This window comes from Citrobacter youngae (assembly GCF_003818115.1).
In the GTDB taxonomy this organism is placed as follows: Bacteria; Pseudomonadota; Gammaproteobacteria; order Enterobacterales; family Enterobacteriaceae; genus Citrobacter; species Citrobacter youngae.
The window spans coordinates 177,128-203,129 of sequence record NZ_RPOI01000003.1; the positions used below are offsets into that span (position 1 = coordinate 177,128).

21 protein-coding genes are annotated in these 26,002 nt (G+C 53.0%); 11 read left to right on the top strand and 10 right to left on the bottom strand.

Annotated features, from left to right (window positions below):
* Nucleotides 1-112 precede the first annotated feature (112 nt).
* Entirely contained in the window at nucleotides 113-1,069 is a 957-nt protein-coding gene (ytfQ, locus tag EHN13_RS01785) for a galactofuranose ABC transporter substrate-binding protein YtfQ (protein ID WP_048212856.1), read from the bottom strand.
* A 309-nt stretch (nucleotides 1,070-1,378) separates the two neighbouring features.
* Between ytfQ and ppa the strand changes: the two genes are divergently transcribed.
* From ppa to EHN13_RS01800, 3 genes are all read left to right on the top strand, one after another.
* Nucleotides 1,379-1,906 carry an inorganic diphosphatase gene (gene ppa, locus EHN13_RS01790; protein WP_048212857.1) on the top strand — a complete coding sequence of 176 codons (528 nt, stop codon included), beginning with the start codon at nucleotides 1,379-1,381 and terminating at the stop codon, nucleotides 1,904-1,906.
* A 209-nt stretch (nucleotides 1,907-2,115) separates the two neighbouring features.
* Nucleotides 2,116-3,186: a 7-bladed beta-propeller protein YncE gene (yncE, locus tag EHN13_RS01795; RefSeq protein WP_101742928.1), complete on the top strand. Its 1,071-nt coding sequence runs from the start codon at nucleotides 2,116-2,118 to the stop codon at nucleotides 3,184-3,186.
* 86 nt (nucleotides 3,187-3,272) lie between these two features.
* Nucleotides 3,273-5,282 carry a TonB-dependent receptor domain-containing protein gene (locus tag EHN13_RS01800; protein ID WP_101742927.1) on the top strand — a complete coding sequence of 670 codons (2,010 nt, stop codon included), beginning with the start codon at nucleotides 3,273-3,275 and terminating at the stop codon, nucleotides 5,280-5,282.
* Nucleotides 5,283-5,338: 56 nt separating this feature from the next.
* Here EHN13_RS01800 and EHN13_RS01805 read toward each other — a convergent pair whose 3' ends face one another.
* The 3 genes from EHN13_RS01805 to tamA are packed head-to-tail and all read right to left on the bottom strand — an operon-like array spanning nucleotide 5,339 to nucleotide 11,192.
* Nucleotides 5,339-5,683 carry a gamma-glutamylcyclotransferase family protein gene (locus tag EHN13_RS01805; protein WP_048212859.1) on the bottom strand — a complete coding sequence of 115 codons (345 nt, stop codon included), beginning with the start codon at nucleotides 5,681-5,683 and terminating at the stop codon, nucleotides 5,339-5,341.
* A gap of 2 nt (nucleotides 5,684-5,685) precedes the next feature.
* Nucleotides 5,686-9,462 carry an autotransporter assembly complex protein TamB gene (gene tamB, locus EHN13_RS01810; RefSeq protein ID WP_124020784.1) on the bottom strand — a complete coding sequence of 1,259 codons (3,777 nt, stop codon included), beginning with the start codon at nucleotides 9,460-9,462 and terminating at the stop codon, nucleotides 5,686-5,688.
* Nucleotides 9,459-11,192: an autotransporter assembly complex protein TamA gene (gene tamA / locus EHN13_RS01815; RefSeq protein WP_124020785.1), complete on the bottom strand. Its 1,734-nt coding sequence runs from the start codon at nucleotides 11,190-11,192 to the stop codon at nucleotides 9,459-9,461. The genes tamB and tamA overlap by 4 nt, the downstream gene beginning before the upstream one ends.
* A 212-nt stretch (nucleotides 11,193-11,404) precedes the next feature.
* On the opposite strand from tamA, the gene msrA reads away from it, so the two are divergent.
* Together msrA and paeA are read left to right on the top strand one after the other, a co-directional pair.
* Complete coding sequence (gene msrA / locus EHN13_RS01820) at nucleotides 11,405-12,043, top strand: peptide-methionine (S)-S-oxide reductase MsrA (protein WP_124020786.1); 639 nt, start codon at nucleotides 11,405-11,407, stop codon at nucleotides 12,041-12,043.
* A 152-nt stretch (nucleotides 12,044-12,195) separates the two neighbouring features.
* Entirely contained in the window at nucleotides 12,196-13,533 is a 1,338-nt protein-coding gene (gene paeA / locus EHN13_RS01825) for a polyamine export protein PaeA (RefSeq protein WP_061067115.1), read from the top strand.
* A gap of 65 nt (nucleotides 13,534-13,598) precedes the next feature.
* Here paeA and EHN13_RS01830 read toward each other — a convergent pair whose 3' ends face one another.
* The gene (locus EHN13_RS01830; RefSeq protein WP_003025710.1) at nucleotides 13,599-13,805 is read right to left on the bottom strand and encodes a DUF1107 domain-containing protein; all 207 of its coding nucleotides are present in this window, start codon (nucleotides 13,803-13,805) and stop codon (nucleotides 13,599-13,601) included.
* A 326-nt stretch (nucleotides 13,806-14,131) separates the two neighbouring features.
* Between EHN13_RS01830 and EHN13_RS01840 the strand changes: the two genes are divergently transcribed.
* Entirely contained in the window at nucleotides 14,132-14,689 is a 558-nt protein-coding gene (locus EHN13_RS01840) for a YtfJ family protein (protein WP_048212864.1), read from the top strand.
* Here the strand turns inward: EHN13_RS01840 and cysQ are convergent.
* The gene (gene cysQ, locus EHN13_RS01845) at nucleotides 14,679-15,419 is read right to left on the bottom strand and encodes a 3'(2'),5'-bisphosphate nucleotidase CysQ (RefSeq protein ID WP_124020787.1); all 741 of its coding nucleotides are present in this window, start codon (nucleotides 15,417-15,419) and stop codon (nucleotides 14,679-14,681) included. The two genes, EHN13_RS01840 and cysQ, sit on opposite strands and share 11 nt — an antisense overlap.
* Nucleotides 15,420-15,606: 187 nt before the next feature.
* Between cysQ and cpdB the strand changes: the two genes are divergently transcribed.
* The gene (gene cpdB, locus EHN13_RS01850) at nucleotides 15,607-17,550 is read left to right on the top strand and encodes a 2',3'-cyclic-nucleotide 2'-phosphodiesterase (protein ID WP_124020788.1); all 1,944 of its coding nucleotides are present in this window, start codon (nucleotides 15,607-15,609) and stop codon (nucleotides 17,548-17,550) included.
* Between the two features lie 42 nt (nucleotides 17,551-17,592).
* Here cpdB and EHN13_RS01855 read toward each other — a convergent pair whose 3' ends face one another.
* Complete coding sequence (locus EHN13_RS01855) at nucleotides 17,593-17,973, bottom strand: winged helix-turn-helix transcriptional regulator (protein ID WP_048213485.1); 381 nt, start codon at nucleotides 17,971-17,973, stop codon at nucleotides 17,593-17,595.
* A 90-nt stretch (nucleotides 17,974-18,063) separates the two neighbouring features.
* On the opposite strand from EHN13_RS01855, the gene EHN13_RS01860 reads away from it, so the two are divergent.
* The 3 genes from EHN13_RS01860 (at nucleotide 18,064) to EHN13_RS01870 (ending at nucleotide 20,863) form a co-directional block, all read left to right on the top strand.
* Nucleotides 18,064-18,912: an SDR family oxidoreductase gene (locus EHN13_RS01860; protein ID WP_124020789.1), complete on the top strand. Its 849-nt coding sequence runs from the start codon at nucleotides 18,064-18,066 to the stop codon at nucleotides 18,910-18,912.
* An 81-nt stretch (nucleotides 18,913-18,993) separates the two neighbouring features.
* Nucleotides 18,994-19,818: an AraC family transcriptional regulator gene (locus EHN13_RS01865; RefSeq protein WP_048213486.1), complete on the top strand. Its 825-nt coding sequence runs from the start codon at nucleotides 18,994-18,996 to the stop codon at nucleotides 19,816-19,818.
* A gap of 76 nt (nucleotides 19,819-19,894) precedes the next feature.
* The gene (locus EHN13_RS01870; protein ID WP_124020807.1) at nucleotides 19,895-20,863 is read left to right on the top strand and encodes a DMT family transporter; all 969 of its coding nucleotides are present in this window, start codon (nucleotides 19,895-19,897) and stop codon (nucleotides 20,861-20,863) included.
* 61 nt (nucleotides 20,864-20,924) lie between these two features.
* Here the strand turns inward: EHN13_RS01870 and EHN13_RS01875 are convergent, their stop codons facing one another.
* The gene (locus EHN13_RS01875; RefSeq protein WP_124020790.1) at nucleotides 20,925-22,496 is read right to left on the bottom strand and encodes a methyl-accepting chemotaxis protein; all 1,572 of its coding nucleotides are present in this window, start codon (nucleotides 22,494-22,496) and stop codon (nucleotides 20,925-20,927) included.
* A gap of 245 nt (nucleotides 22,497-22,741) precedes the next feature.
* Here EHN13_RS01875 and ytfE point away from each other — a divergent pair, with 245 nt between their 5' ends.
* Nucleotides 22,742-23,404: an iron-sulfur cluster repair protein YtfE gene (ytfE, locus tag EHN13_RS01880; protein ID WP_048212870.1), complete on the top strand. Its 663-nt coding sequence runs from the start codon at nucleotides 22,742-22,744 to the stop codon at nucleotides 23,402-23,404.
* Nucleotides 23,405-23,487: 83 nt separating this feature from the next.
* Here the strand turns inward: ytfE and cycA are convergent, their stop codons facing one another.
* Nucleotides 23,488-24,897, bottom strand: a complete 1,410-nt coding sequence (cycA, locus tag EHN13_RS01885; RefSeq protein WP_048212871.1) for a D-serine/D-alanine/glycine transporter — start codon at nucleotides 24,895-24,897, stop codon at nucleotides 23,488-23,490.
* 308 nt (nucleotides 24,898-25,205) lie between these two features.
* Nucleotides 25,206-25,826 (bottom strand): BamJ family beta-barrel-assembly machinery protein, encoded by a 621-nt coding sequence (gene fklB / locus EHN13_RS01890; RefSeq protein ID WP_048213487.1) that lies wholly within the window; start codon nucleotides 25,824-25,826, stop codon nucleotides 25,206-25,208.
* Between the last annotated feature and the right edge of the window lie 176 nt (nucleotides 25,827-26,002).

Sequence of the window (26,002 nt, forward strand, 5' to 3'; positions counted from 1 at the left end):
CCGGAACGAAATCACGGCGTTTCGTAGGCCTGATAAGCGCAGCGCCATCAGGCAATAAATGCCGGATGGCGGCGTAACGCCTTATCCGGCCTACGGAAGACCGACAGCAAAACTAGTAGCCCATGTTTTTCTTCTTCTCTAACTCTTCTTTCGCCGTATCCGGCAGATAGAGGATAGATTTGGTAATGGTCAGCTTCTCAGGCATCGTGCCGTCTTTCTTGAATTTCTCCAGCGCATCGAATGCCGGCCCTGCCATATTTGGCGTCAGTTCGACGCTGGCGTTGGCTTCGCCATCAATCATCGCTTTATAGATATCCGGTACGCCGTCGATTGAACCGGTCAGAATATCTTTGCCCGGCTTCAGACCCGCTTCTTTGATCGCCTGGATAGCCCCGATCACCATGTCATCGTTGTGAGCGTAAACCATGCAGATGTTCTTGCCGTTGTTTTCAGCTTTGATAAAGCTCTCCATCACTTCTTTGCCTTTGCTGCGGGTGAAGTCCCCGGACTGAGAGCGAATAATTTTGATGTTTGGCGCGCTGGCGATGGCTTCGGCAAAACCTTTTTTACGGTCAATCGCCACGCTGGCCCCGACGGTCCCTTGCAGCTCAACGACGTTACACGGTTTGCCGTTCACCTCTTTAATCAGCCAGTCGCCGATTAATTTACCTTCCAGCACGTTATTGGCGGTAACGGTGGTCATATAGAGAGATTTGTCTTTTACATCGATGGAACGATCGAGCAAAAAGACCGGAATGTTGGCATCTTTCGCTTCTTTTAACACCGGCTCCCAACCCGTTGCCACGACCGGCGCAATGAAGATGGCATCCACGCCCTGCGCAACAAATGAGCGTACGGCTTTAATCTGGTTTTCCTGTTTTTGCTGGCCGTCAGCGATTTTCAGCGTAATACCTCGCTTTTCGGCCTCGCTTTTCGCCACATTGGTTTCCGCCGCGCGCCAGCCGGATTCAGAGCCAACCTGCGAAAATCCTACGGTTAAAGGGGCTGCCAATGCCATAGACGACATGGCTGTCGAAACTGCTGTGACTAAAAGTAAGCGCTTCCACATAAGTGCGTCCTCGTAGGGGGATTATTGTTGGTTAATAAACAGTCGCGAAAAAACTATAGACAATTGAGCATGTAACGAATTGCGTTACATCACACTTCAAAAAAGTAAATAAAACGTTAATCACAACTTTGTAATCGCTTTCATATCACTATGAAAAATGCGGCTGAAGATATGGATTTTTCTGTCACAAAAGAGAAGGGAAAAGAAGAAAATGTGCGCCGCGAAATCGAAAACAAGCGGAGACATTCGGCGCGAGTTGGCTATAATACCCGCCACTTGTTTGCCATAGCTTATTTAAAGGAAACAGACATGAGCTTACTCAACGTCCCTGCCGGTAAAGATCTGCCGGAAGATATCTACGTTGTTATCGAGATCCCTGCAAACGCAGATCCGATCAAATACGAAGTTGACAAAGAGAGCGGCGCCCTGTTCGTTGACCGCTTCATGTCCACCGCGATGTTCTATCCGTGCAACTACGGTTACATCAACCACACCCTGTCTCTGGATGGTGATCCGGTAGACGTTCTGGTCCCGACTCCGTATCCGCTGGAGCCAGGTTCAGTGATCCGCTGCCGTCCGGTTGGCGTACTGAAAATGACCGACGAATCCGGCGAAGATGCAAAACTGGTTGCGGTACCGCACACCAAACTGAGCAAAGAATACGATCACATTAAAGATGTGACCGACCTGCCGGACCTGCTGAAAGCGCAGATCACCCACTTCTTCGAGCACTACAAAGACCTCGAAGCAGGCAAATGGGTAAAAGTTGACGGTTGGGACAACGCTGAAGCCGCTAAAGCTGAAATCGTTGCTTCCTTCGAGCGCGCGAAGAAGTAAGTTCGCCTGCTCTGAAAACCCTGAACACCAGCCTCTGGTTAGTAAGGGTTTTTTTATGCCTGTGCTTTTCCTCCCTTTATTTTCCCGGTATCCCGCTGGTTTCTTTTTGACCTACCAGATTGGGTAGTCACATTTCATTTATCTTAATTGCGAATGAGATTAGATCTCATTATCATTCGAAGCATGTAAATAAATGTGAATAAAAGTCAATGAACCTCCACACTGTGAAGTCCCTGAAACGCTATTCCTGCGTGGCGCTCGCCACATCACTGTTATTTACCAGCCTGCCCAGCGTGGCGCAGATGCTACCTGAGAAAGATTTTCTGACCCACGACGTCGGGAACGGCGTGTATGAACTAGCGGTTGATAGTCAGCAGAACACGCTCTTTGCCGCCTCGTCTCCGTCGTTTGATAAAGACAAAACCCGCGGGCTTATCTACAAACTCGATCTGGAAAAACTCACAACCACCGAAGTCATCGACACCAGCCGTCGTGCCTTTGCCACCGCGCTGGACGAAGAAAATCAGGTGCTATATGTGGGCAACACGCTGGAAGGTTCGGTAACGCTAATTGATACCCGCAGCGGTAAAGAGTTGGCGATACTGCAACTGAGCGAAACCAAAAATCCAAAGGAAATCGTCCATACGCGTGAAATGGTGCTCGATAAGCAGCATCACCGTCTGTACGTTTCCGGCGTGGCTGAAAAAGGCATTGTCTGGGTAGTGGATACGCAAAAGCGCGAAAAAATCGCCACCATTGAAAATATGGGTCAGTATCCGACCGGTATGGCGGTGGATGCAAATAAGAACCGCCTGTATGTGGTGAATGGCAGAAACGAGCTGATTACGCTGGACACCAGCAGCCACAAAATCATTAGCCGCTTTTCCATTGAACCCACTAAAAAACATTTCTTCCTGAATATTGCGCTGGATGCAAAAAATAACCGCGCGTTCCTGACCGATCCGGATTTAGCAGATGTTTTGGTTGTCGATATTAATACTGGCAAAGTTATTGCGCCAATTAAGGTCATTAACTCTTTGGCAGTTATATATAACGAAAAACGCCAGGAAGTGTATATCACCCACCGCAATGCAAAGCGCATCAGCATTGTGGACAGCAAGACTTATCAGGTAAAACAAAGTATTGAAACCACTGCGTTACCTAACAGCCTTGCACTTTCTCAGGACGCTAACACCTTGTATGTCAGCGTAAAACAGCCGGAAGAAATGATTGGCGTAAAGCCCGATTACGTGCTGAAAATCGATCTCTCTAAATATTAATAATTAAAAACGCTTCTTACACCTTGCAGCTTTTCCGGGCTGCAAGGTGATGCTTTTGTTTTTTTACTTTTCAGGTGTCTTATATTATGAAAACGCGTCAACTTATTACGCTGACAGGGATCGTTGCATTCTCTGGCGGGGTTATTTTCCCCACTCAGGCAGAAGAACTCACCGAAACCTCACGCAATAATGAAGATGAAATGGTGATCACCGCATCCGGGTTCTCGCAGCAAAAGCGCGAAGCGCCGGCCACCATTTCAGTTATCGATCGTAAAACGCTGGATATTCAGCCGGACCGTAGCATTGGTGAAGCGATTAAAAACCTTCCTGGCGTCTCGGTTACCAACAGCAGCGGCATGAATGCGGGCAGCATTATGATCCGCGGTATGGACCCGTCCTATACCGCTTTTATGGTCAACAGCGTCAAACAAAATACCGGTGAGTCGCGCCCCTACGGCCATGATATCGGTACTGAAGCCAACTTCTTACCGCCAATGGAGGCCATTGAGCGTATCGAAGTTATCCGCGGGCCAATGTCCTCGCTGTACGGCTCAGATGCCATCGGCGGTGTGGTCAACGTGATTACCAAAAAGCCGTACGGCGCGAAAGACTGGACGACGGCGATTGCGGCGAATACCTGGCTTCAGGAACACCAGTATTTGGGTAATACCAGCCAGATGAATCTGTTTACCATGGGGCCGATTGTGCCAGATGTTCTCGGCCTTAGCGTAGCGGCCGACTGGCTCGACCGTCGCGATGACGATCGCAATGACTATTTCGGCAAACACAACCGTAAATCCGTTGATATGACGCTGGGCCTGGCCGCCAGCGAAAACAACCTGTTCGACCTCAACGTTGTCACCGGCGAGCAGGAGAAAAATCGCACTCAGAAACGCGGCGCGCCATGGTCATGGCTGTTCGATCGTAACGCCGCCACCCTGACACATACCGGCTGGTATGCAGATGACACCATCGCGACGACCAACTACATCAACTACGAAAAGGGCCGCTCAAAATACGTTTATGACGGTCAGTCCCCGCAGTATGTGCAGATGGAAAACTATGTCGCTAATTCGCAAACCACGTTTACACTCGACAACCATAAACTGACCATCGGGGCGAATTTTACCCGCGAAGAGTTAAATGACCGCTTTGATGTGGCTAACAAAACGCTGCCCGGCTCAGAGCCGGTAACCAAAATCAGCCGCAACGGCTGGGCGCTGTTTGCTGAAGATGGCTGGAGTATTGACGATTTCATCCTGACCACTTCGGCGCGTATGGATCAGGACGATAACTTTGGTACACATATTACGCCAAAAATGTACGGCAACTGGGCCTTCAGCGATGCCTGGGCGCTAAAGGGCGGTATTTCGGCAGGATATAAAAAACCGGAGCTACGCGCGACCTCCAGCAACTTCGTCACCCCTTACGGCTCAACCGTGCCTTATCCCTTCCTGACGGTAGGTAATGACGACCTGAAACCAGAGAAAAGCGTTAACTCTGAACTGGGCCTCTACTGGACAGGCGATGCGCTGGCGCTGGATAGCACGGTCTTCTATACCCAGTTCAAAGACAAAATCGCTGAACAAACCATTTGTGAAACCACGGCGACAAACCAGTGCTCGGTGAATGGCTACAAAGCAGATTCCGTCAGTAAATACTTTAACGTCAGTGAGGCAGACGTATACGGCATTGAGCTGAATGCCGACTGGCAAATTAGCGCCGACCTCAAAGCCAACGCTAACTACACCTGGAACCACAGCGAGCAGAAAAGCGGCGCCAATAAAGGCTACGCGCTAAACGACTACCCGCGTCATATGGCGAATCTGTCGCTGACCTGGGCGGCGACACAGAGTCTCGACGTGTGGAGTACGGTGAACTATCGCAGCAGTAACCGCAACAGTGGTAATAACTACAAATACGATGACTACACAATGGTTGATGTGGGCGTACGTTATCAGCTCAATAAGCACACGCAGTTGATGGCAGGGGTCTACAACGTGCTGGATGAGGATCCGAAGCTGACTACCGCGTGGAATGAATCCGCGCAGGTGGAAGGCCGTCGCTATAATCTCGGCGCGCGCGTAGAGTTTTAAGCCTTAAATAAACAACGCCACCCGAAGGCGGCGTTGTTTATTCTCGTAGCGATATATCAGTACTGGTCTCGGTCTAACCAGTTACCGCTTTCAATCAGCGTTAATCCCTCGACTGAACGTTGGTACACGTACATCCATGCACTTCCGTACGGCGTCTGAATTAACTGGCGTGCATATTCGCCACCTCGCGTACGCAGAGCGTCAAGCTCTGCCAGCGTGGCGTTGTCAATACGATAAACTTCCCCGTGTACCGTTCCGTTCCCCGGAACTGCGCCTGGATAGTGGCCCAGGCTGTACAACTGGTAGTTGTCGATACTGAAATTTCCCAGCAACAGGGCATTGGTCATCCAGTGGCTGTTGCCTTGTTTGGTTCGTAAACTGCCGTAGACAAATATTCGCATTGCTAAAACTCGAACTGATAGAGCAAATCAAGTGCCTGATCTACGCCAGACACTGCTTCCAGATATAGCTTAGGCATCAGACGATAACGTAGCGTGAGTGTCGCTAAGGAGTCAAATATACCCACACCATATTTCACCTGCAGACCTGGCAGTACGTATCCGCTGACAACCACCTGAGATGAGTCGCCCACCCCTTGCGTGTCCAGTGCCAGATTGCTTACGCCAAATGTCTCCCCGATTTTACCCACAACCTGACCACTTTGTGCAACCCCCAGACCAATAAGCATTGAGGTCATCGCTGCGCTATCGCTCTGTTCGCTATCCAGCCCTTGTCCACGTAGCAGGTAGGAAAGCGCCATTTGCTGCGACATTGCCGGGTCAGAGAAGATCTCCGCCTTCGGTTCATCGGCGGTACCGGTGACGCGAACGCCAGCGATCACGTCGTCTTCGGTGGCATCAGGGTTACGAATCGCTTCGATGTTGAGCAACGGCTGATCCGGCGGACCGGAGAACAACAGCTCGCCCTTACGCACAATCAGATCCTGACCATAGGCATGGAAGCGACCGCTCGGAATATTAATTTGTCCGTTCAGCCCCAGCCCCTGCTTATCCTGCACCACTTTCAGATCGCCCGTCAGACGCGCTTTCAGACCAAAGGCGTCAAGACGCACGTTGTTACCGACGTGGATGTTCAGGTTGCTGTTGATCGGAATGCCGGCAGTCTGCGGTTTCTCGGGCTGCAGATTGTTGTTAAGCATGACCATGTCGCTGGAAACCCCAACCGCGCTTTCCGGCAGATCATGTACCACGATACGCGCCCACGGCACATCCACGTTGCCATCAAGGGTGAACAGGCTTGGCGTGGCTTCAAAGACCACGTCCGGCGAGACATCCAGGCGGACCATCGGCGGTACGGTAATACGTACCCTGCTACCTTTAGCCGCGACGCGCGCCCGCCAGTTGTCTATCTGACTCCAGTCGGCATCGCCGCTCAGGTTAATTTCTCCCTGCTGCGTACGCACCACGCCCGCCAGCGTTGAGCGTGTTCCGGTGAAGTTAACGGCTAACTGGCTTGGCTGCATGTCAAACGGCATAAAGTTACCGTCTATATCCAGACCGCTCAGTTGCAGCTGTCCGAGCAACTGCGGGCTTTGCACATCGCCGCCCAGCCGCAGGTTGGCGTTGATCATCCCTGCCGCTTTTTCACCACGCGAGAAGATGGGGTTTACCATCGCCAGATTGAAGTTTCGAATATTGACGTTACCGCCCAGATTACGGCGTCCTTGCGGGTCTGTTACCTGCACCTGTCCATCAAACTGTCCGTTGTTGGTCAGGCGAATCAGCCAGCCCAGCTCGGCACGGTTATTGTGCAGGTCGGCGGTCAGATTCAGCGTTTCAAACGCCACGGGGAGCGGTGCATCATTCACGCTTTGCGTGACCTTCACGTTACGTCCGCTCAGGGTGACCTGCCCCTGTGGCAGCCCCTCTTTGGTGGTGTCCCAATTCACATCGGCTTTACCGGTGAATACGCCGCTGGCCTGGGTTGTCTCCGGCATAAACGGTTTTAACATCGCCAGGTCGAAGCGGTTTAGATTCACCACCGCGCGCCCTTCCGCGCCCGCATCAATCGTCTGTGGTACGCACAGCTCCGCATTCGGGTTGTTCCAGCAGTGCGGTCCGATACTAATTTTTTGTTCCTGATTACGGTAATCCAGCGCGATAGCCCGGTTGAGCGACCACGGACCGACCGGCGTCTGGAAGCGGGTATTGCTTAACTCTCCTTTCCAGCGCTGTTCTTTGCGATCAAAGCTCCCGGCAAGATCCAGTTGCCCGGAAACCGGTTCCCCCTGAATGCGCAACTGCAGCTCGTGCTGCTTTTCACTGCCTTTGGCGTTGAGCGTCACCAGGCCAATATTCACGTCAGGTTGTACAATCCGCTCTACGCGAACATTAAGATTACCGGCGATTTGCTCGGCCGATTTCACGTCCCCTTCAACGCGTACCTGAGCAACGGAAAGTTCCTGCCAGCGCAGACCACGGGCGGTAATATCCGCCAGCAGCTGTGGTGCTTCAACCGTACCGCGAACTTTTACCAGCCCTTTCGCCGTACCGCCCAGCCCCGGCAGCGCGTTATCCAGGCTTGGGGCATCAATCGTCGCGTCGAGGTTGAGGTCTTTAACCCCCAGTTCACCTTTTACGTCCGCACTGTTGCGTCCCAGTTCCAGATGCAGGCCCGGGATCGTCCACTGCAGGTAGCTATTCCCTTTCAGCGAACCGTTCACATTGACCTTGTTCTGCTTCACGTTGCCGGTCAGCTTCAGCTCGGGAACCTCCATCTGCCAGCTTCCGCCGTACAGACTGCCGCGCGTTTTCACCAGGCCATTCAGTTTTGACGGCCAGTCCGGGATCGCTTTTGCGGTGTTGATACCATCCAGCGTTAGCTCCCCGCGCCAGCTGATCGCCTGCTGCCAGTCCACCAGCGCTTTCAGCTCGGTTTTCCCTTCCAACGCCGCAACGCTGAGTTTGTCGAGATTGATCTGCTGCTCGTTGCCTTTGGCGTCCAGCGTGATGGTAGCCGGTGGAATATCCTGACCTTTCACGGCGGTACGCATCGACAGCGTATAGTCGGTCATCTTACCGGTCAGTTTGAGTTTGATGTCATCGGCCTGGAACTGTTTCTCACCGGTAAACGGCCAGTAAACCTGCTTACTCACCACCTCAATGTTGAGCGGTAATCCGGCTTCAGCCAGACGCGTCTGTGCACGCAGGTCCATATCCACCGGACCAGACAGATTGACACCGACTTCCAGCTGCTCGCGCAGCGCGCCGCCGACCTTCAGCTTCACCTTTTCGCCTTTTAACGGGTCGATGTTTAGCGTGCTGTTTAACGTAATATCAACCGGCCACGTGTCGGTCAGTTGCGCCGTGCCGCTGGCTTTTACCGTTCCCTGATTCGAGTCGATGTCCAGCGCGTCGAGCTTCATGTTGCCGTCAATGCTGCTCACTTTCAGCAGCATGCTATGGACCGTTAAATCCGTATCTCCGGTCACGCGCAGTTGCTCGCCGCGAAACTCTTCAATATTGAGATTGAGCGGCAGATGGACATCGGTCATTTCCGGCAGTACCGGCTTTGAGAACAGATCTTTTAGCGTTTCGCCGAGCGGTTTTTCATCCGGCTGCGGGTTTTGAATTTTTGGTTCAACGACCTCTTCCTGTGCCACTTCCGCCACTTTAGGCAGGGCAATCAGCAGCCCCTGTAATGACGTTGGCTTCAACGTCAGCGTTTTTTCCTGCCAGTTCAGGCCGGAGGTAAAATCCAGCACCGACACCGTGGTGTCATCGATTTTGATATTGATGTTGTTCAGCGCCACGCGTGAAAGCGTGATCGGATAAGGCGTGGAAAGGTTAAGCGGACCGCTCTCTTCTTCCTCAACCGGCGCAGATGGCGGCATCTTTTTGCTGTCGATCGCCACATTGATGTTTTTCAGTGCCAGATCGTTGACGCACAGACTGCTGTCCCACAGGCAGTTAAGCCCCACAGCCAGATGCACTTCGCCGGCATTCACCGCCACGCCAGGCTGGTCATAACGAATATTTTTCAGTGATAAATCCCGCCAGCCGCCGGTGACCTGACCAATCTCCAGCCCCGGAACCCAACGATTAGCGGCTTTGAAGATCAGATGCAGGCCCGAGGTTGTCCCCACCAGGAACGCCACCGTGCCTAATAACAGCAGGATAAAAATCAGCACGCCGAGGCTTATCTTCTTCCATAAACTCATAATTCAGGCCCCAGACCGATGTAAAACTGTAAACCATGTTCATCTTTGTCGCCGACCGGGACGGCAAAGTCGAGCTTGATAGGCCCCACTGGTGATTGCCAGCGTACGCCGACCCCGGCACCGGTTTTGAAATCGCTTCGGCGAATATCGCTGACCGCTTCACCGCTATCGACAAACATCGCGCCCCACCATTTACCGGTCACGTTGTACTGGTATTCCAGCGAGCCAGTTGCCAGCTTGGAGGCCCCTTTCAGCTTGCCGTCGCTACCTTCCGGCGAAATAGATTTGTATTTATAGCCGCGAATACTGCGATCGCCCCCGGCGAAGAAACGCAGGTCCGGTGGCACTTTGTCGAAGTCGCCGGTTTCAATCCAGCCGAGATTACCGCGCATCACAAAACGATGGCGATCGTACAGCGTGCGGATCCAGACGTTTTGTGCCTGGAAGACGGAGAAATCAACATCTGACCCCCAGGCGGTGTTGGAGTAATCGATGGAATAACGTTGGGAGTCGCCCCAGACGGGCATCAGGCCGCCGCGCGAGCGCGTCCGGCTAATCATCACCCCCGGATAAAGCAGCATGGTGGTGTTGGTGACGTTACCCTGGGTAAAGTGGTCGAGGCTCCAGCGCAGGTTAATCGCGCGCTGCCAGCCGCTGGAGAGGTCCCAGTAGCGGGAAACCGCAAGCGTTGTGGAGTCCTGCTCGGTGTCGTTTAAATCGGTTCGCTTAAAGCCGCCCTGTACCAGGTAATACTGTTCCAGAGGGTTCTTTAACAGCGGCATTTTATAGCTGAAATCAAGAACCTGCTCTGGCGCAGAAATACTGGCACTGGTGGTCAGGCTATGGCCGTAGGAGTTCATCCACGGCTTTTTCCACGAGGTTTTCACCCGTGGCCCGACGTCAGTTGAATAGCCGACCCCGGTTTCGATGGTGTTTTCGGTGCGCGGCGAAACCACGCCTTTCAGCGGCAACACTTTGGTTTTGCGGGCTTTATCAAACTCCGGCGCGACGACCACGGAGTTAAACCATCCGGTCGCCGACAAACGTCGGTTCAGTTCGCCCAGATCTTTCGACTCGTACTCTTTGCCCTCTTTGAACGGCACCAGGTTTTGCAGGTACTCATCGCGAATTTGCGAACCTTCAAAAGTGACATGGCCAAAGCGGTAGCGCTCTCCGCTGTTGTAATCAATATCCCAGAATGCCTGGCGGCGATCGAGTGCAATTCCGAGCTGACTTTTATTAAATTCGCTGTCGAAATAGCCTTTACGCAATGCCACGCTGGTGAGCGACTTTTTGAAGCGGTCATAATCGCCCTGATTCAGCACGGTGCCGATTGCCGGGCGTGTTTTCAGCAGATCCAGGTAATCTTTATCCGTACGTGCACCACCGCGCAGAATCACTTCTGTGCCGCCAATCAGCACCGGCTCACCGGGGGTCACTTTGGCAATCAGCACCTGGCGTCCTTTCGCCGGCGGCGGACGCAGTTCAAAATCAATGGTCGGCTCAAAGTAGCCCAGCGCTTTTAGCCCTTCGCGGATAGCATCATCAACGCGCGCACGAAAGCGTCGGTCTGGAGTGACTTCATCACTTTGAATCGTGGACAGCTGCGCACGGACGTTTTTCTCCAGCGGTCCTGATAATCCTTCGACCTGTAAGCGAACATTCGCGGCGGCGGCGGAGCCACTTAAGCACAGTAATCCCACCCAACATAACTGACGGATATGTGGCACATTTTCTCCTGAATATCCTTTTTTCCCACCCCTGGAAAAAAATACTATGCCGTTCCTCGGCTTAACAAAAAATCAACAATAAGAGTTGAAAAACAGACGACAACCCAAATATTTCTTATGTTTAACTCTAGACGTATTCACGCCGTTTATTGTGGGCAAAGACGCGTCTCGTTACAACCTTAACCCAAATGACTGATTTCGGGAGAACGGCCATGAGTTTATTTGATAGAAAGCATCTTGTTACTCAAGCAGATGCGCTACCTGGACGCAACACCCCGATGCCAGTGGCAACGCTGCATGCGGTTAACCAACATTCGATGACCAACGTGCCTGACGGTATGGAGATAGCCCTTTTCGCCATGGGATGCTTCTGGGGCGTTGAACGTTTATTCTGGTCATTACCCGGCGTATATAGCACCGCAGCCGGCTACACCGGTGGCTATACCCCTAACCCAACCTATCGGGAAGTCTGTTCCGGCGATACCGGACACGCCGAAGCGGTACGCGTCGTCTATGACCCGCATGTTATCAGCTACGAACAACTGCTGCAGGTGTTCTGGGAAAATCACGATCCGGCGCAGGGCATGCGTCAGGGGAACGACCAGGGTACGCAGTATCGCTCCGCCATTTACCCGTTAACGCCGGAACAAACCGCCGCCGCGCAGGCCAGCCTTGAGCGTTTTCAGGCAGCAATGACCGCCGCAGGCGATGAACGCGAGATTACGACGGAAATCAGCACGGCGACTCCGTTCTACTACGCCGAGGACGATCACCAGCAGTATCTGCATAAAAACCCTTATGGATACTGTGGCATTGGCGGCATAGGCGTTTGCCTGCCGCCGCAAGGATAATCGCCGCCCTCTGGCGGCTTTACAGTACCTTACGCTATACTAGCTCCTGAAATTGCCGATCCACTCCCTTCGGACCGGTTTTCAATGTGTATTTCACACAGATTTATCAATTTATCCCTTCCGAGGATCTGGCCTTAACGGTCGGATAAGATATGTTAAACAGTATTTTAGTCATTCTCTGCCTGATCGCCGTGAGTGCGTTTTTCTCGATATCCGAGATCTCGCTTGCTGCGTCACGCAAAATCAAACTTAAACTGCTTGCCGATGAAGGCAACGTAAACGCACAGCGTGTTTTGAAGATGCAGGAAAACCCCGGCATGTTCTTTACCGTTGTGCAAATTGGTCTTAATGCGGTTGCTATTCTTGGCGGTATCGTCGGTGACGCGGCGTTTTCACCGGCATTTAACGGTCTGTTCTCGAAATACTTCGCCCCAGAGCTGTCCGAACAGTTAAGCTTTATTCTGTCGTTCTCCCTGGTGACTGGCCTGTTCATCCTGTTCGCGGATTTAACCCCGAAACGCATCGGTATGATTGCGCCAGAAGCTGTAGCTTTGCGTATCATCAACCCGATGCGCTTCTGTCTGCTCGTGTTCCGCCCGCTGGTATGGTTCTTTAATGGTCTGGCAAATAACATTTTCCGTCTGTTTAAGATCCCGATGGTGCGCAAAGACGACATCACCTCGGACGATATTTACGCCGTAGTAGAAGCCGGCGCATTGGCAGGGGTTCTGCGCAAGCAGGAACATGAGCTGATCGAAAACGTATTTGAACTGGAATCCCGTACCGTGCCGTCTTCAATGACCTCGCGCGAAAACGTTATCTGGTTTGATCTGCACGAAGATGAACAGAGCCTGAAGAACAAAGTGGCGGAACATCCGCATTCCAAGTTTCTGGTCTGTAACGAAGATATCGACCACATCATTGGCTATGTTGATTCAAAGGATCTCCTCAACCGCGTACTGGCAAATCAAAGCATGGCGCTGAACAGCGGCGTACAGATCCGCAATACGCTGATTGTTCCGGATACGCTGACGCTCTCAGAAGCGCTGGAAAGCTTCAAAACCGCAGGTGAAGACTTTGCCGTCATCATGAACGAGTATGCACTGGTGGTGGGGATTATTACGCTTAATGACGTAATGACGACACTGATGGGTGACTTAGTCGGCCAGGGTCTGGAAGAGCAGATTGTGGCGCGTGATGAGAACTCATGGTTAGTTGATGGTGGTACGCCGATTGATGACGTGATGCGTGTGCTGGATATCGACGAGTTTCCGCAGTCCGGCAACTATGAAACCATCGGCGGTTTCATGATGTTCATGCTGCGTAAAATCCCGAAACGCACCGACTCGGTGAAGTATTCTGGCTACAAATTTGAAGTGGTGGATATCGATAACTACAAGATCGATCAGCTGCTGGTGACGCGCCTGGACAGCAAACCTACCGTTCTGGTACCAAAGCTGCCGGATGCAAAAGAAGAGACCAAAGCGTAATCCCGCCAGAAACATCAACGGCTCCCATCAGGAGCCGTTTTTTTAACTACTGCATAGCACTTTGATCAAGCCATCTCAGTTTGCAGACGCAAGACCTGACGGTTAACTTCGGACATAACAGAAAAATGCAGTTTGTCCTTCACTTTTGGGATAAGAATCTTACCCTTATCAAACTCAAAAGCGCCTACGTCCTTGATATATAACCGTCCACGAAACAGGATCTTCACGTACTTCGCCACCTGCAGCGGGTTGTATCGTTGGAAAATTTTCATTGTATCTCCTGCTGAGCGTTACGCCTTTGCGGTACCACAATCGGTCCGACAATCCTCAGGCGCAAATTTTAATGCCTTATGACTATAGACTATCTGAACGATGTTTCCAGCGTGTATAAGTTTATTTACCTTCAGGTTACAATTATTCAGAATTATCTTTTCAACGCTTCGCTGTCTTCAGTATAAGCCTTCATTTTTCGCAGGATTTGTGCGCCCGTCCGCAAACTGGCATCGCGCTTGCGGGAAAAAGCATCATTCGCACATATGATTAAATTCCAGGCCCAAGTGGTCGGATCACCTGCAAAATAAAGAAAGAAGGAAAACCCATGACCTTACAAAAACTGCTGGCCCTATCGTGCCTGCTGCTGCCGATGATTGCCTCCGCACATTCGTTTGAGACTAACCAGCGCGTGCCGCCGGTGGGTATTGCCGATCGCGGCGAACTGATTCTTGATAACGATAAGTTTAGCTACAAAAGCTGGAATAGCGCGCAACTGCCAGGGAAAGTCCGTATTGTGCAACACATCGCTGGACGTACCTCCGCCAAAGAGAAAAATGCGACACTGATTGAAGCCATCAAAGCGGCCAATCTGCCGCATGATAAATACCAGACCACCACTATCGTCAACACCGATGACGCCATTCCCGGCTCCGGTATGTTTGTGCGCAGCAGTCTGGAGAGCAATAAGAAGCTCTACCCGTGGTCGCAATTCATTGTCGACAGCAATGGCATTGCGCGTAAGGCCTGGCAACTGGATGAAGAGAGCTCCGCTATCGTCGTTCTCGACAAAGACGGACGCGTACAGTGGGCAAAAGATGGGGCGCTAACGCAGGATGAGGTGCAGCAGGTGATTGCCCTGCTGCACAAACTGCTCAGTAAATAGAGACGCGGAAGCCGGGGTTGAGGAACGATTCACGTGGGGTGTAATCCAGAGGTTTCCCCTGCCAGTCGTGAACGTGCGCTCCGGCTGCGGCAGCAACCGCGTGGCCCGCAGCGGTGTCCCACACGTTTGTGGGTCCAAAACGCGGATACAGTTGCGCCTGCCCTTCCGCCACCAGGCAGAACTTCAGCGAGGAACCAATCGAGGTGGTCTGGTGCTCACCCAACTGTTGCAGATACTCTTTTAACTCATTGTCGGCATGGGAGCGGCTAATCACCACCAGCGGCGGACGCGCATCACGCACCTGGATTTGTTTGCGCACGCCGCACTCTTCTTTCCACGCTTTACCTTCTGCTGCGCTGTACATCACTTTCATTACCGGCGCGTAAACCACGCCCAGAACCGGCTTTCCCTTCTCGATAAGCGCAATGTTAACGGTAAATTCACCGTTACGCTTAATGAACTCTTTGGTCCCATCCAGCGGATCGACCAACCAGTAGCGCTGCCAGTGTTGACGAACATCCCAGCCCGGAGGCGCCTCTTCAGACAAAACCGGAATATCCGGCGTCAGCGCCAGTAATCCCTCAAGGATCACAGTGTGCGCTGCGATGTCTGCCGCCGTGACCGGAGAATCGTCCTGCTTGCTGGTAATCTCCATCGGTTTGATTCCATCGTAGACCTGCATAATGGCATCGCCCGCGTTCCGTGCAAGCTGGCATACATGTTCTAGCATTCTCCACCTCGTTTCTTTCGTGGTGTTAACTCGTTGTTTTACTTATACCCGATCGCCAGGGGATCCGCCAACTGTGATAGCGTCTGCGGTTTTAGACGCTATATTCATGTCATGATTCACAGTTCTGTAAGCAAGAAGATTTATATACATTTTCTTTTGTGGCTTAGATCTTAAAAGGATGCCCCTGATGATTAAGTTTAGTGCAACGCTTCTGGCTACGCTGATTGCAGCCAGTGTGAATGCCGCGACCGTCGATCTACGGATAATGGAAACCACTGATTTTCATAGCAATATGATGGATTTCGATTATTACAAAGATACGGCGACTGAAAAATTTGGCCTGGTGCGTACGGCGAGTCTTATCAACGCTGCGCGTGGTGAAGTCAAAAACAGCGTGCTGGTTGATAACGGCGATTTGATTCAGGGCAGTCCGCTCGGGGATTACATGGCGGCCAAGGGGCTGAAAGCGGGCGAAACTCACCCGGTCTATAAGGCGCTGAATACGCTGGATTACGCGGTGGGTAACCTCGGCAACCATGAGTTCAACTACGGTCTTGAGTATCTGCACAACGCACTAGCCGGGGCGAAGTTCCCTTACGTTAATGCCAATATCATCGACGTTAAGACCAAAAAGCCGCTGTTTACGCCTTATCTGATCAAAGACACTGAGGTTGTCGACCAGCAAGGGAACAAGCAGACGCTGAAGATAGGCTATATCGGTTTTGTGCCGCCGCAGATCATGACCTGGGATAAAGCCAACCTCAGCGGTAAAGTGACGGTGAACGACATCACCGAAACCGCACGTAAATACGTGCCTGAGATGCGAGCCAAAGGCGCGGATGTGGTGGTGGTGGTAGCTCACTCCGGGCTTTCAGCCGACCCGTATCAGACAATGGCGGAGAACTCCGTTTACTACCTCAGTGAAGTCCCGGGCGTGGATGCCATTATGTTTGGTCACGCTCACGCCGTCTTCCCGGGTAAAGACTTTGCCAATATCAAAGGCGCAGATATCTCTAAAGGTACCCTGAACGGCGTTCCGGCGGTGATGCCTGGCATGTGGGGCGATCATCTGGGCGTGGTCGATCTGGTACTGAATAACGACAGCGGGAAATGGCAGGTCACCCAGGCGAAAGCCGAAGCACGTCCGATTTATGACGCGGCGGCGAAAAAATCACTGGCCGTTGAAGATAAGAAAATCGTTGAGATCCTGAAAGCCGATCACGATGCCACGCGCGAGTTCGTCAGCAAGCCAATCGGTAAATCCGCCGACAACATGTACAGCTACCTGGCGCTGGTGCAGGACGATCCGACTGTGCAGGTGGTGAATAATGCGCAGAAAGCCTATGTAGAGCACTTTATTCAGGGCGATCCGGATCTGGCGAAGCTGCCGGTGCTTTCCGCCGCCGCGCCGTTTAAAGTGGGCGGGCGTAAGAACGATCCGGCCAGCTTTGTTGAGGTGGAAAAAGGCCAGCTTACCTTCCGTAACGCCGCCGACCTGTACCTTTATCCCAATACCCTGGTGGTGGTAAAAGCCAGCGGTAAAGAGGTGAAAGAGTGGCTGGAATGTTCCGCCGGACAGTTTAATCAGATTGATATCCACAGCAGCAAACCACAGTCGTTGATTAACTGGGATGGCTTCCGTACCTATAATTTCGACGTGATTGATGGCGTGAATTATCAGATTGATGTTTCACAACCCGCCCGCTACGACGGGGAATGTCAGACCATTAATCCGAAAGCGGAACGTATTAAAAATCTGACCTTTAACGGCAAACCAATCGATCCGAATGCCACCTTCCTCGTCGCGACCAACAACTACCGCGCCTACGGCGGTAAGTTTGCCGGAACCGGCGACAGCCACATCGCGTTTGCATCACCGGATGAAAACCGCTCGGTGCTGGCGGCATGGATAGGTGCCGAGACGAAGCGTGCCGGTGAAATTCATCCAGCGGCAGATAACAACTGGCGTCTGGCGCCAATTCACAGCGATACGCCACTGGATATTCGCTTTGAAACATCACCGTCTGATAAAGCCGCGGCGTTTATCAAAGAGAAAGGGCAATATCCGCTGAAGAAAGTCGCGACCGATGACATCGGTTTTGCCATTTACCAGCTGGATTTGAGTAAGTAACTTTAGTGCCGGATAAGGCGTTAGCCGCCATCCGGCAATACTTTACGCCGCCCGCTCTTCCCGCTGCGCCAACACCTGCGGCAAATTCAGTTCTATCCAGTCCGCCAGTGCGGCGACTTTATCGCTCACCTGCTCACCCAACGACGTCAGGCTATACTCCACATGCGGCGGTACGACCGGATACGATACCCGGTTGATAAACCCGTCCTGCTCCAGCGCTTGCAGAGATTGCGCCAGCATCTTTTCACTGACGCCGCCCATCTTACGGCGCAAATCGCTGAACCGGTGCGTACCGTCGCGCAGCGCCACCAGAATCAATACGCCCCAGCGGCTGGTGACGTGTTTTAACACCTCGCGGGAGGGACACTGTTCGGCAAACAAGTTGCCATCGCGTAACTGCTGGGAGAGCGTCGAAGCTGTCATTTTCATACTAACCTTTTTGTACGTACTTACTAAAAGTAAGTTTAGGTGTTAGCGTGATTAAACACAAGACCAATACCAGGGAGTCACCCCATGATCGCGATTACCGGCGCCACCGGCCAACTGGGCCAACACGTTATTGAATCTCTGCTGAAAACCGTTCCTGCCAGCCAGATTGTGGCAATCGTGCGTAATCCCGCTAAAGCGACGGCGCTTAGTCAGCAGGGCATTACCGTTCGTCAGGCGGATTACAGCGATGAAGCCGCCTTTACAACTGCCTTGCAGGGTATCGACAAGCTACTGCTGATCTCGTCGAGCGAAGTGGGTCAACGCGCCCCGCAGCATCGCAACGTAATTAACGCGGCGAAAGCTGCCCACGTGAAATTTATCGCCTACACCAGCCTGCTACATGCCGACTCTTCCCCACTGGGATTGGCTGATGAGCATATCGCAACCGAGAAGATGCTGGCTGAATCCGGTATCGCCTACGCGCTGCTGCGTAACGGCTGGTACACCGAAAACTATCTCGCCAGCGCCCCGGCCGCGCTGGAACACGGCGTCTTTATTGGCGCGGCAGGTGAAGGTAAAATCGCCTCGGCGACCCGCGCCGACTATGCCGCTGCCGCCGCGCGCGTCATCAGTGAAGACGGTCACGCCGGTAAAACCTATGAGCTGGCGGGCGACGCAGGCTGGACCCTGAGCCAGTTGGCTGCCGAACTGGCAAAACAGAGCGGTAAAAAAGTGGTGTATCAGAACCTGAGCGAAACTGACTTTGCCGCCGCACTGAAGGGCTTTGGTCTACCAGCCGGGCTGGCGGACATGCTGGCTGACTCAGACACTGGCGCCTCCAAAGGCGGTCTGTTCGACGACAGCCATACGCTAAGCAAACTGATTGGTCGCCCGACCACCTCGCTGGCTGACAGCGTCAAAGGCATCGTGTAAGTGTTAAAAATTAGTTAATTGTGGTGGCATCCCCGCGCATCCTCTCTGATAATGACAGGATGATGCGTGGGGAGAGAAAACGTGCAAGGTGTACCTGAGCAGTTTATTGATGAGAAAGACAGCGCCCGCTTTCGCCATCTGGCGCAGGTGCCGGGCGTAGAGCTGTATCATGCGCACATCTCACGTTACGCCTTTGAGCCGCACACTCATGAAGCGTTCGGCATTGGCGCGATAGAAGCCGGAGCCGAGCGTTTTCGCTATCGCGGCACGCAGTACGTGGCCCCCGCCCATTCCGTCGTAACCATGAATCCCGATGAGCTGCATACCGGCGAAGCCGAAACCGCCGACGGCTGGCGCTATCGGATGATTTATCTTGAGCCCGATCTTCTGGAAGAGGTCACCGGGATCCGCCACTGGTGGTTCCATGACGTTACCCGTCACGATCCGCTGCGCTCGCGCCAGATCTGCTCGCTGATCCACGGCCTGTGGAACACGGAAGATCCGCTGGCGCAAAAAGGATTATTACTCGATCTGATCGACACGTTCCAACCGCTGGCCCGCCATGCGCCGGTATTACCGGAGGGGGCGCATCGCTTTGAACGCGTGCGCGAGTATCTGCACGATAATTACATGCACCCGGTCACGCTCGATGAACTGGCGCGGGTGGCATCGCTGAGTCCCTGGCATTTTCAGCGCCAGTTCAAATTGCATTTTCACGTCACGCCGCACCAGATGCTGATGGCGATCCGTCTGTGGCGAGCCAAAGGTTTTCTTACCTACGGTATGCCCGCCGCAGAGGTCGCCGCCGCAACCGGCCTCACCGACCAGTCGCATCTCACCCGCGCCTTTACCCATCGCTACGGCATTACGCCGGTACGTTATCAGAAACAAGTCGTCCGGCGTTGATCAGCAATCTCATACAATACGGCGGCATTTTTCCTGCCTACACTCGACCTTATGTTAAGCGATGTGGATGTCAAAAATGATTAGCGGTGTGTTGTATGCCCTGCTGGCCGGGCTGATGTGGGGATTAATTTTTGTTGGGCCGCTGATCGTTCCGGAATACCCGGCGGTGTTACAGTCGATGGGGCGTTATCTGGCGCTGGGGCTGATCGCATTGCCGATTGCCTGGCTGGGACGTGTGCGCCTGCGTCAACTCGGGCGGAAAGACTGGGTAACTGCGCTGACGCTAACAATGATGGGGAATCTGATTTATTACGTTTGCCTGGCAAGCGCTATCCAGCGCACCGGCGCACCGGTCTCCACCATGATTATTGGGACATTGCCGGTGGTGATCCCGGTCTTCGCTAACCTGCTCTACAGCCAGCGTGATGGCAAATTATCATGGTGGCGTTTGTCGCCTGCGCTGGTGTTGATTGGTATAGGCCTGCTGTGCGTGAATATCTCGGAGCTGAATCAGGGACTCCCTGACTTTAGCGGCTGGCGATATGGCTCTGGCATCGCACTGGCGCTGATTTCAGTGATGTGTTGGGCGTGGTATGCGCTGCGTAATGCCCGCTGGCTGCGCGAGAATCCGGATAAGCACCCGGTGATGTGGGCGACGGCCCAGGCACTGGTGACGCTGCCTGTTTCTCTGCTCGGCTATATTGCCGCCTGCCTGTGGCTGAACGGGCAAACGCCGGACTTCGCTCTGCCCTTCGGTCCGCGTCCAGCCGTGTTTATCGGCCTGATGATAGCCATTGCGGTATTGTGTTCTTGGGTTGGCGCACTGTGCTGGAACGTCGCCAGCCAGAAACTGCCGACGGTGATCCTCGGCCCGTTGATTGTCTTCGAAACGCTGGCTGGCCTGCTGTACACCTTTATTCTGCGCAAGGAATTTCCGCCGCTGCTGACGGTAAGCGGTATTGCGCTGCTGATAATAGGCGTGGTGATTGCGGTGCGGTCAAAACCGCAGAAACCGGCGGTAGTGCCGGTTTCGGGGGATGCCTGATGGCGCTGCGCTTACCAGGCCTACAAGGACTGTACGATCTCATGTAGGCCGGATAAGGCGTTTACGCCGCCATCCGGCGCGACACTTTAAACACCGCCACCGTCTGGTTCAACCGCGCGGCCTGCTCTTCGAGCGCGGCGGCGGCGGAAGCGGACTCCTCCACCAGCGAGGCGTTTTGCTGCGTGACGCGATCCATCTCAGCCACCGCCTGGCCGACCTGATCGATACCCCGACTCTGCTCATCGGAGGCCGAGGCGATCTCGCCCATAATATCGGTCACGCGGGTCACGGCGCTGACGATTTCCGCCATCGTTTCACCCGCTTCATGCACCAGCGCTGTACCGGCATTAACCCGATTCCCTGAGTCATCAATCAGCGCCTTAATTTCTTTTGCCGCCTGAGCGCTACGCTGCGCCAGCGTGCGGACCTCACCGGCAACGACAGCAAAGCCGCGCCCCTGTTCGCCCGCGCGCGCCGCTTCTACCGCCGCGTTCAGAGCCAGAATATTGGTCTGGAAAGCTATGCCGTCGATAACAGTGGTAATTTGCGCAATTTTGCTGGAACTGGTGGCGATTTCATCCATCGTACGCACCACACCGTCGACCACGGCTCCACCTTTCTGCGCCGTCTGCGAGGCATTTTTTGCCAGACTGGTCGCCTGACGCGCGTTATCCGCATTCTGTTTCACGGTCGCGGTGAGTTGTTCCATGCTGGCAGCAGTTTCTTCCAGAGAAGCAGCCTGCTGCTCGGTACGTGAAGAGAGATCGTTACTGCCAGCGGCAATTTCACCCGCCCCGGTATAGATGGTGTCAGCCCCGTCACGCACCACGCTGACAGTGTTCGCCAGCGCCTGCTGCATCTCGCGGACGTTCTGGGCCAATAGCGCCATTTCGTTACGGCCATCAGCAGTAATAGTATGGGTCAGATCACCTGAAGCGATATGCCGAATATGCCCCATCACCTCGTGGAGTGGTTTCAGCAGGACACGCTGCATGGCAATCCAACTGACGATAATGACGGCCAACACAATCAACAGTATGGCGGATAACAACCAGATAATTTTCTGGTAGTCATTTTCGTTATCCCGAACGCCCTCATTTGCCAGCGCGGTTTGCGCGCTACGCCATTCCCGATAAACTTCCTGCATGGCCGTCTGCTTTTGCTCGGCATTCTGTTTGAACATCTCTTCCAGCTTGCCTTCAGCCAGCAGCGCGTTCATTTTTGCCAGCGCAGTAGAATAGATACCGTACTGTTCTTCCAGTCGATCGGCCAGATGCTCATCCAGTCCCGGCGTTTCCGGCAAGGCGTAGTAGGTATCGTAATGCTCTTTCGATTCGGCCAACAGGCGATTTGCCGTGTTCACCAGTTCCTTCAACTGACCGCCGTTAATATCGCTGGCCATCGTGCCCTGTAAACGTAGCATGCCCCGGTTGAGCGTGACGCGAGCCTGGTTCAGGCTAATCCATGCATCGGTAAACTCCGCCACGTTCTGGCTGGAAAGTTGAGACACGTTAAAGTTCTGCTTATCGTTATTGAGCGCGCCAATAAATACGCCTGCGGAAATGAGCTGCATCGCGCCCAGGGCGAGTAACACGGTGATAAGTAAGGTTATCACTTTGATTCGTTTGAACATCTGTTGCCTTTTAATTATGCAGGTATTGTCTGAGGTCTAACTATCGGCAGCTGCGTCGGCTTATTTAATCTTGTGGCGTAGCTTTTTTCGCCGCTTTGTCCCTTTTCAATAAGATTCAGCATGTTAACGAGATAAGAAATTTTCGTGACAATCATCACAAAATCCTCTGACCCGAAAGGGTTATATCCTTCCCCATAAGTTGCATTTAAAATACATCTTATATTATTGAGAATGAGGTAACGGCTATGTCTTATCGCGATCAACCTTTAGGTGAACTGGCGCTCTCTATTCCTCGCGCTTCGGCCCTGTTTCGTAAATACGATATGGATTACTGCTGCGGCGGTAAGCAAACGCTGGCACGCGCTGCCGCACGTAAAGAGCTGGATGTGGAAGCTATCGAGGCGCAGCTCGCCCAGTTGGCTGAACAGCCGCTGGAAAAAGACTGGCGTACCGTGGCACTGGCAGAAATCATCGACCATATCGTCATTCGATATCATGATCGCCACCGCGAACAGCTGCCGGAGCTGATCCTGCAGGCCACTAAAGTTGAACGTGTTCATGCCGACAAGCCGAGCGTACCGCGTGGTCTGGCGAAGAACCTGACGATGCTGCATGAAGAGCTGTCCAGCCACATGATGAAAGAAGAGCAGATCCTGTTCCCAATGATCAAACAGGGCATGGGTAGCCAGGCGATGGGGCCAATCAGCGTGATGGAAAGCGAACACGACGAGGCCGGCGAACTGGTGGAAGTGATCAAGCACATCACCCACAACGTGACGCCGCCGCCAGAAGCCTGCACCACCTGGAAAGCCATGTATAACGGCATTAACGAGATGATCGACGATCTGATGGAACACATCAGTCTGGAAAACAATGTGTTGTTCCCGCGTGCCCTCGCAGGTGAATAAAAAAAGGCGCCCGAGAGCGCCTTCCTGAAGTCCGAATTCGGCCACTGCTTATGTGGCCTTTTTTGTGTCCGATATGACAACGCTTAACGCATACCCGCCATACGTTTCTTACCGATAAACAACCAGCCCAGACCCAGCGCGATGAACCACAGCGGCGTCACCATCAACGCCTGACGGGTATCTTCTTCCAGAGTCAGCAGCACCAGTACGAAGACAAAGAACGCCATACATACCCAGCACATTAGCTTGCCTAACGGCATCTTGTAGATCGATTTCTCATGCAGGTGTGGACGCTGTTTGCGGTACACCAGGTATGAGCAAAGAATGATGGTCCAGACAAACATAAACAGGATTGCCGACACGGTGGTGATCATGGTGAACGCGCCAATCACGCTCGGGTTCACATAGAGCATCACCACGCCGCCCAGCAGACAGATACAGGAGAAGGTTAAACCTTTCGCCGGAACCGCGCGTTTAGACAGCTTGGCAAACGCTTTAGGCGCAACGCCTTCCTGTGCCAGGCCGAACAGCATACGGCTGGTAGAGAACACACCGCTGTTTGCGGAAGAGGCCGCTGAAGTCAGCACCACAAAGTTAATCAGGCTCGCCGCCGCAGGCAGACCGACCAGCACAAACAGCTCAACGAATGGGCTCTTGGTTGGTACTACCGAGCTCCACGGCGTCACGGACATAATCACGATCAGCGCGAAAACGTAGAACATGATGATACGGATTGGAATCGAGTTAATAGCGCGCGGCAGAGACTTTTCCGGATCTTTAGTTTCTGCAGCCGTCGTACCTACCAGCTCAATACCAACAAACGCGAAGACTGCTATCTGGAAGCCAGCAAAGAAGCCGCTCAGACCTTTCGGGAACCAGCCACCGTCATTCCACAGATGCGTGAACGAAGCCTGAACGCCGGTTGGCGACTGGAAGTGCGTCAGTACCATCACCAGACCGACGACAATCAGGCCGACAATGGCGACGATTTTGATCATCGCAAACCAGAACTCCATCTCACCAAACATTTTCACCGTGGCGAGGTTAAGAGCCAGCAACAGAATGATCACCGCCAGTGATGCCACCCAGTCTGACAGTCCGGGGAACCAGAATTGCGCATACGCCGTAATCGCAACGACGTCTGCCATCCCGGTAACCACCCAGCAGAACCAATAGGTCCAGCCGGTAAAATACCCGGCCCATGGCCCGAGCAGGTCGGAGGCGAAATCACTAAAGGATTTGTATTCGAGATTCGAGAGCAGTAATTCTCCCATTGCCCGCATCACGAAAAACAGCATAAAACCGATGATCATATAGACAAAAATGATCGACGGCCCGGCGAGGCTGATGGTTTTCCCTGAGCCCATAAACAGGCCGGTACCAATAGCGCCACCAATGGCAATAAGTTGAATATGACGGTTTGTGAGATTGCGCCGTAGCGACTGTTCAGACGAAGCCTCTTCAACGGCGTCGACTTTTACCTGATCTACCATGTTTTTTCTTCCTGTACCTGTCTGTGTTGTTCAGGCTCTACGGCCTTTAGTGTGTCTATGATACGACGATCCTGTTGGCAGGACTCATCGATATTAGGTAAGAATCGGCGGGATGAATACTAAGATTTAGATATAATGTTAATTTTATGTTTAAAGTGAGTGTCATATCACTCTGATAGCGAGAATCAGTTCACAAAAATACACGCAATAACATCATTTGCAAGATAAAATATCGACATCGACGTAACTATAGCTTTTCACGCTATTTTGTTGCTCCCCCCAGCGTCGGGGGGAACAGAAGTTACTGCTTACAGGATTTCAAGCAGCTCAACTTCAAATACCAGCGTGCTGAACGGAGGAATGGACGCGCCAGCGCCACGCTCACCGTAAGCCAGTTCCTGAGGAATAGTCAGTTCCCATTTGGAACCTACCGGCATCAGGGTCAGTGCTTCAATCCAGCCAGGGATCACGCCGTTAACCGGGAATTCAGCCGGTTCGCCACGCGCAACAGAGCTGTCAAACACGGTACCGTCGATCAGTTTACCGGTATAATGCACGCGTACGTGGTCGGTACGTGCCGGGATAGAACCTTCGCCCTGAGTCAGAACACGGAACTGCAGACCGGATTCAGTGCTGTTCACACCCTCTTTCTCACGGTTTTCTTCCAGATATTTGACGCCATCAGCCGCCATAGCCTGGAAACGCTCGCGACGTACTGCATCAGCACGTTCGTGAATTTCACGCAGCGCACGGTGCACAACATCAACAGGCACTGCCGGGTGTTTACCTTCCAGCGCATCAGCGATACCCGCTACCAGCGCTTCAGGCAACAGCCCTTCCAGACCGGATTCGCTCAGCTGCTGTCCTACCTGCAAACCAATGCCGTAGCTTGCTTGCGCTTCGATAGTGTCAAAAGTCGGGTTAGCCATCATATTTCCTTTCATCGGATGTAAAGTAGCGGGCAGCATATCAGCCATGCCGCATCCGGTAAAACTTTGTCTCGGGAACAGATGACAAATCGCGAGGAAAAAGAAACAATGCTATTGCCCGCATCAATGTCACGAAAGCGGGTACCTGAACAAGTATCATAGAGTTAGCGATCTAT